The sequence below is a fragment of the Chamaesiphon sp. OTE_8_metabat_110 genome (genome assembly GCF_031382685.1).
GTDB lineage: Bacteria > Cyanobacteriota > Cyanobacteriia > Cyanobacteriales > Chamaesiphonaceae > Chamaesiphon.
This window is the reverse complement of the sequence record NZ_JANMZA010000272.1, coordinates 1-6063: the sequence shown is the minus strand read 5'-3', so window position 1 is coordinate 6063 and position 6063 is coordinate 1. Positions and strand designations below refer to the sequence as shown.

General features: G+C 50.6%; 5 protein-coding genes. 1 reads left to right on the top strand and 4 read right to left on the bottom strand.

Features of this window, described 5'->3' with window-relative positions; all coding sequences use genetic code 11:
• Nucleotides 1-26: 26 nt before the first annotated feature.
• Both RMO52_RS09780 and RMO52_RS09775 read right to left on the bottom strand, forming a co-directional pair.
• Nucleotides 27-407, bottom strand: a complete 381-nt coding sequence (locus RMO52_RS09780; RefSeq protein ID WP_309739342.1) for a response regulator — start codon at nucleotides 405-407, stop codon at nucleotides 27-29.
• 328 nt (nucleotides 408-735) lie between these two features.
• On the bottom strand, nucleotides 736-1482 hold the full coding sequence (locus RMO52_RS09775) for a phycobilisome rod-core linker polypeptide (protein WP_309739340.1): 747 nt from the start codon (nucleotides 1480-1482) through the stop codon (nucleotides 736-738).
• Between the two features lie 194 nt (nucleotides 1483-1676).
• Here RMO52_RS09775 and RMO52_RS09770 point away from each other — a divergent pair, with 194 nt between their 5' ends.
• Nucleotides 1677-2201: a gluconokinase gene (locus RMO52_RS09770; RefSeq protein WP_310413449.1), complete on the top strand. Its 525-nt coding sequence runs from the start codon at nucleotides 1677-1679 to the stop codon at nucleotides 2199-2201.
• A gap of 3 nt (nucleotides 2202-2204) precedes the next feature.
• On the opposite strand, the gene RMO52_RS09765 is transcribed toward RMO52_RS09770, so the two are convergent.
• Nucleotides 2205-3890, bottom strand: coding sequence for an HlyD family efflux transporter periplasmic adaptor subunit (locus RMO52_RS09765; RefSeq protein WP_310413445.1), 1686 nt, complete (start codon nucleotides 3888-3890; stop codon nucleotides 2205-2207).
• A 164-nt stretch (nucleotides 3891-4054) separates the two neighbouring features.
• Nucleotides 4055-6063 (bottom strand): peptidase domain-containing ABC transporter (locus tag RMO52_RS09760; RefSeq protein ID WP_310413443.1); only part of this gene is annotated, 2009 nt, incomplete at its 5' end.

The following is a 6063-nucleotide window of genomic DNA, read 5'->3' as shown; positions in this document are numbered from 1 at the left end:
GCTTTGTTTTAGTAATAGCTGAATCTCTACAGTTTCCAACCCAAAGTAGTAGCAATTTGTTGTGCCAATTCTAACGGACTAAATGGCTTGGCAATCGTCGATCGAATGCCTAGTTCGGTATAGTTTTGGCGATCGGCACTTTGGACTTTGGCAGTGAGCAAAATTACGGGAATCGATCGCGTTGCTGGATTGGATTGTAACTTGCCAAAGGTATCTAGTCCATCCATATCTGGCATCATCACATCTAACAAAATTGCATCTGGCTGTTCCCGCTCGGCAGTTGCCAATCCCTCTAGTCCCGAACTAGCAACACTCACTTGCCAGCCAGCTACAGTTTCCAGGCAAATTTGAGCGACTTCTTGGATCGAGGGTTCGTTATCAACTACTAAGATCCGCTTGCTACTCACGATATTACCTCTAGTGAATTGCTCCAGCACTCATCGCCAACTGCCAAGGCGATCGTTCGATCGGACTGAATATTTGTAACGATTTGGATCTAACTACAATATCCCTAAATCTTCTCATACTATCCCCCCTCGGAATCTAAATAGATCGTTAAGTTAGATGGGAGATGGGGAGACGGGGGGACGGGGAGATGGGTTGACGGGGAGATGGAGGGACTGGGGGACTATTAATTTTTAAGTCCTTACTCATTACCTCTTACCTCTTACCCATTACCCATTACCTCTTACCCTCTCCCATCTCCCACCTCCCATCTCCCATCTCCCATCTACCCTATCGTCGAGGTACGAGATTTTGATAATCCAGATTTAGCGCCGAGAGCGATTGTGGTTGATTGCCGATTTTGCCCAGACTTTTCGCCATATCGGTAAACATCGATGGATCGCCTGCTTTGGGTGCTTGCGCGACAGGGCGCGAACTGCGCGGCGTAATCGACCAAGAAGCTTTGGGAAAGCCGAGTTTGCCGCGATAGTACTCATCGTAGCGGGGCGATTGGATGTTAAATGGTAACTCACTCGCACCGGAAGGTAATACCCGACGACGTTGGAAGGGAACGATATTATCGCCGAAGTTTTCGAGGTATTCGTCGCTGTTGAGCAGGTCGTTAATGAAGCCAGCGCGACCTTTAGTACCGATAACGATCGACCAGGCAATTTTCTCGGCATCGTTGTATACGTCGCGTCCTAGCACCTTCTGGATGCAGTGGGTGACGAACCGATAGTTACTATTGAGGTTGTAAAAACTATTGGTAAAAGTATTGGATAAACACAAGCCCCGAATAAAATCGCGCACGGTGATTTGACCGCTGCGAAGTTGGGATTCTAAGAACTTTTCGCGATCGGACGCAAACGCATGAAAAAAGATCTGACGATAAGCCGCTTCGATCAGTACAGCCAGATCGCCAGAGGATAGTAAATTGTCTGTCGAAAAGATTCTGGGCTGTTCGTCCCCAGGTACCTCATAACCCTTAATGCGCGAGTTTTGAGTTGTTGGGGCGTATTCTAATAAGGGAATAGGCATATTTTAAAGCTGCTTGTTCTTACGAAACTTTACAATTTTTATCATCATAATCCGCATTCGTACCCGCTTCTTACTCTTCACTAAAAAAATTACATTCCTTAATTTTCGCCGCTGGCAAACGTGAATATCACTCAGTCTCACAGGCTAAAATGAAGCCAATCACTCTGAAAATGTGTAATCGAGCGCTACCATCTGTGACACAACAACAATCGATCGCGATCGTCATCATCGGCGTCTCTGGTTCTGGCAAAAGTACGATCGCTCGCGCCCTCGCCGCCGCCAACCACTGGCAATACGTTGACGCTGACGATTTTCACTCCGCCACCAATAGAGCCAAAATCGCCAACAACGAACCCCTCACAGACGCAGATCGCCTCCCCTGGCTGCACACCCTCCGCACCCAGATTCGCCACTGGCTAGACACCGATCGAACCACCGTCCTCGCCTGCTCCGCCCTCAAACGTAGTTATCGCGATCTGCTAAGCGACAACGATCCAGCCGTCAAATTTGTCTACCTCAAAGGTAGTTACGCTTTCATCGCCAAAAACTTACAAGAGCGGGAAGATCATTTCGCTAAAGAAGGTATCCTCAAAAGTCAATTTGAGACATTAGAAGAACCCTCGCCCGATGAAGCAATCTGGATCGATATCGATCGCGATCGCGATGTCGATCGAGTCGTGCGAGAGATTAATGCCGCACGATCGAATTTAACTATTTAATACTCACGGATTCAGCAATAATCGTGCTTTGCTGAGCATGAAGTTGAGGACGGTTTCTTCTTTGGTAATAATATCTACGCGACCTTCCATGCCCGATCGCGTCTGACAGGTGGTTTTACCAGTCCCGAGGCTAGTAGTCGCTGGGGCGATCGTCACCTCATAGATATTGGCAGATGGAGTTGCGGCGTTTTTGTCGATCGATTTGGCATCGGCGGCAATATCGATGACTTTGCCTGTCAAAATGCCATTTTCGGTATACGGGCAGGCGGATACACGCATTTTTACGGTTTGTCCGACATCCACCTTACCGATATCGGCGAGGGCGACGGAAGCTTTGACTTGCAGCGGTGTACCAGTCGGTAAAATCTTTGCCAGACTATCGCCGGGATGGACGACTTGATTGTTGTTACGGAGTGCGAGCTGCTGGATCGTCCCCGCGATCGGGGCGACGATCGGGGTAGGCTGAAGATCGGTGCCGATTTGGGCGATTTCGCGATCGGTAGTGGCGATCTGATTGGTAATTTCGACCCTTTGCTGGAGTAGTTTTTGGCGTTCTTGCTGGAAGCGGGCGATCGCGGTTTTGCCATTGGCGCGTTCGCGCTCGATTTTGTGCTGGACTAGTTCGATGTCGGCGCGGCTGGGATCGAGGGCGACTTGAGTGCGGGTCGATCTGGCTTGAGTCGAGACGATGATTTGCTGGAGACGGGCGATGGTTTGCTGTTGTTTGGCGAGGGTGGCTTTTTGGGCGGCGATCGCTTGGAGTTGTTGCTCGGCGCTTAGTTGAGACTCTTCGACTAGGTTTTGGGAAATCGCTCCCGCAGCACCAACGCTCTGATAGCGATCGCGTTTGGCTACTGCGGCTTGGTGGGCGGATTGAATCGATTTGAGATTGGCAGTGGCGACGAGTAATTCCATCTCGGCGGCTTGCTTATCTTTCTTAGCTGTTTCGATATTGGCGCTCGCTTCGGCAACTTCGGCGCGACCGATCCGTTGTTTGTCCTGATAGTCGCGTTCGGCTCGACTGAGTTCGGCTTGAATTCCAGCGATCGATCGATCGTTTTGATCTCGTTCGCCCAGATTTTGCTGCTGGAGGGCGCTGAGTTGCGCGTCGATTTTACCGACTTGGTGCTTATTTTTGAGCTTATCGCCGCTTAATTGAGCGCGTTTGGTTTTGAGTTTGCTCTCTAGGCGCACATCTCTAACAGTGGCGATGATATCTCCAGCTTTGACGGCTTGATTTTCGCGCACGGGAATGCTCGCTACCGAACCTTCGATCGCCGACTGGACGATCCGCAGCTCGCCTGTGGGGCGAAGTGTAGCGGGTGCTTGCACAGTCGTCTGATATTTGAGAATCGAACTTAAGCCGATCGCCGCACAGAAGATGCCGATCGTCGCCACCCCGCAAATCGAGATCCAGCGACCGATCGGGGGTAAATATTCATCTGGTGTCGTCTGGCGCACCAGTTCGGCATCGATCTGTTGGGGGAAAAATAACGCACTACTCGCTTGTGGCACTACTACTATTGCGCTGCTGGGGTCGGAGTCTGCAAATAAGGCTCCACTGGGTTCGGCTACCGATAGCGGTAAGTTTGTGACGATCGCACCGCTAACGGGCAAATCGATCGCGCTGTCTTTGCTATGGAGGAAACTAGCATTACCTTTACCATTGCGGGAATCAAAATCACTCATAATCATGATTAAAAAGTATTTTTAAAGGTAGGGTGTGTTATCCCGCAAGGGTAACGCACCGTAGATGTTCGATCGAGTGAGGATTGGTGCGTTTGAGGATTGGTGCGTTTGAGGATTGGTGCGTTTTGCTGGCGCAGAAACGCACCCTACGGACTAAACCCTATTTACGGTTGTAAAAAATCGCGATGCTTGCCAGGAATATTGGCTAATTCACTAGGCGAACCGACGAGTTCGAGTGTGCCGCGATCGAGGTAGACGACGATATCTGCCCGTAATACCACGCGGGGACGATGACTGATGAGAATCGTGGTGCGACTGCGCCGTGCTTGCAAGACTCGCTCCAATACCTGAGTTTCGGTCGTCGGATCGAGTGCGCCTGTGGATTCATCCAAAATCAGCACGGCGGGGGAAGTCACCAAGGCGCGGGCGAGTGCCAACCGCTGTTTTTGACCGCCGGATAAGTTCGCGCCAAATTCACCCAGGATGGTTTGATATTTATCTGGTAATTGGCTGATAAATTCATCAGCTCCCGCCAGTTGACAAGCATTGATGATGTGTTCAAATGAGGCGTGGGGATGCGCCAGTCGGAAATTATCAATAATCGATCGACTCCAAAATTGAGCGTCTTGGGCGACCAATACGACCTGCTGGCGCAGACATTCCAGCGATAGGTCTTGTTGGTTATATTTGCCATAGCGAATATTGCCCGATTGCAGCGGGTACAATCCGGCAATCAGTTTGACTAGGGTACTTTTACCACAGCCAGATTCGCCGATCAGGGCGATAACTTTGCCACCAGGTAGGGTGAGGTTAAAATCTTTGAGCAGATCGATCCGTCCGGCATGGTGAAAATTAACTCCCAGACAATCAATATCGGCAGTAGCAGGGATCTTAGCCCACGGTTTGGGGGTGGTAAACACTTCTTCCGGTCGCGCGTCCAGCACTTCGGAGAGCCGCTGAATCGTGATTTGGGCGGTAATAAATTCATCGGTCAAGCCGACGAGCGACCCGAGAAAGCCGAGAAAGTTGCCGCTCATCCCGTTAAAAGAAATCAATTGCCCGATCGACATCGTTTTATCAATGACTAAATAACTACCCAACCACAGCAACCCGATCGTCGTTAAATTAGAAATAATCCCCGTCAACGTCGAGCTGTACATCCCCAGTTTCATCGTCCCCCAGCTCAAATTCGCCAGTCTGCCGAAGTTTGACTGGTATTCATCCCAAACTTGTGGCGTGGCTTGGGTGGTTTTGAGGACTAGCGCAGAGCGGAAGGTTTCGACCAAAAATCCTTGATTTTCCGTCCCTTCGACGATCGTGCTGCGCGTCTTTTGGCGCAGAGCGGGTAGAAATAACAGGTTGACTAACGTCACGAGGATAAAGGCACTAATCGCCGCCAGACTCAGTTGCCACGAGTACAGCAACATCAAAATCAGGGAAACGATCGCGATAAAAAACTGACTGGGCAAACCGAGGACGATCTGCCCGACTAAATTATTCACCGTCCGCACGTCGCCCAAGCGACTGATGACTTCACCACTGCGATGCGCGTCGAAATATGTCAGCGGTAGCCGCAATAGATTGAAACCATAATCGAGCGTCAAGCCCAGTTGCAATCGCACTCCGAAATGTCCGACTAAATGCGACTGAATCAGACCGATCGCACTCCGAAAGACATTCATGGCAATTACCGCGATCGATACTGTCGTCAGCAATTGGACATCGCCCCGCACCAACACGTCATCGGTGAGTACCTGCATCAAGATCGGCATTGCCAGTGCCAAGATCCCGATCGTAATATTGATTGCTGTTGCTTGGATCAATAGCCAGCGATAGGGAAATACCCGCCGCAAAAAGCGCCCGAATCCACCAACGCGATCGTCGGGCTGCTCGTAAAATCGCACTTCATCCGGCTGGAGGATCAGCATGATGCCATTCGACCAACTCTCCAATAATTCTTGTTTGGTGATATGGCGAATCCCGACAGCCGGATCGGCGATCGTGTATTTCTGACCGCGCTGGCGATAAAGGACGACCCAGTGATTGCCTTTCCAGTGAATCACAAATGGCAGCGGTGCTTCATTGAGATGCTCGATCGCTTGCTCTGTCGCCTTTGCTTGCCGCGCGTGAAAGCCCAACGCCTCCGAGCCGCGCCGCAAACCCAATAAAGAGG

Bases quoted from the DNA above. Each gene is read 5' to 3' on its own strand.
- RMO52_RS09775 (WP_309739340.1), bottom strand. From the start codon at position 1,482: ATGCCTATTCCCTTATTAGAATACGCCCCAACAACTCAAAACTCGCGC.
- RMO52_RS09765 (WP_310413445.1), bottom strand. From the start codon at position 3,890: ATGAGTGATTTTGATTCCCGCAATGGTAAAGGTAATGCTAGTTTCCTC.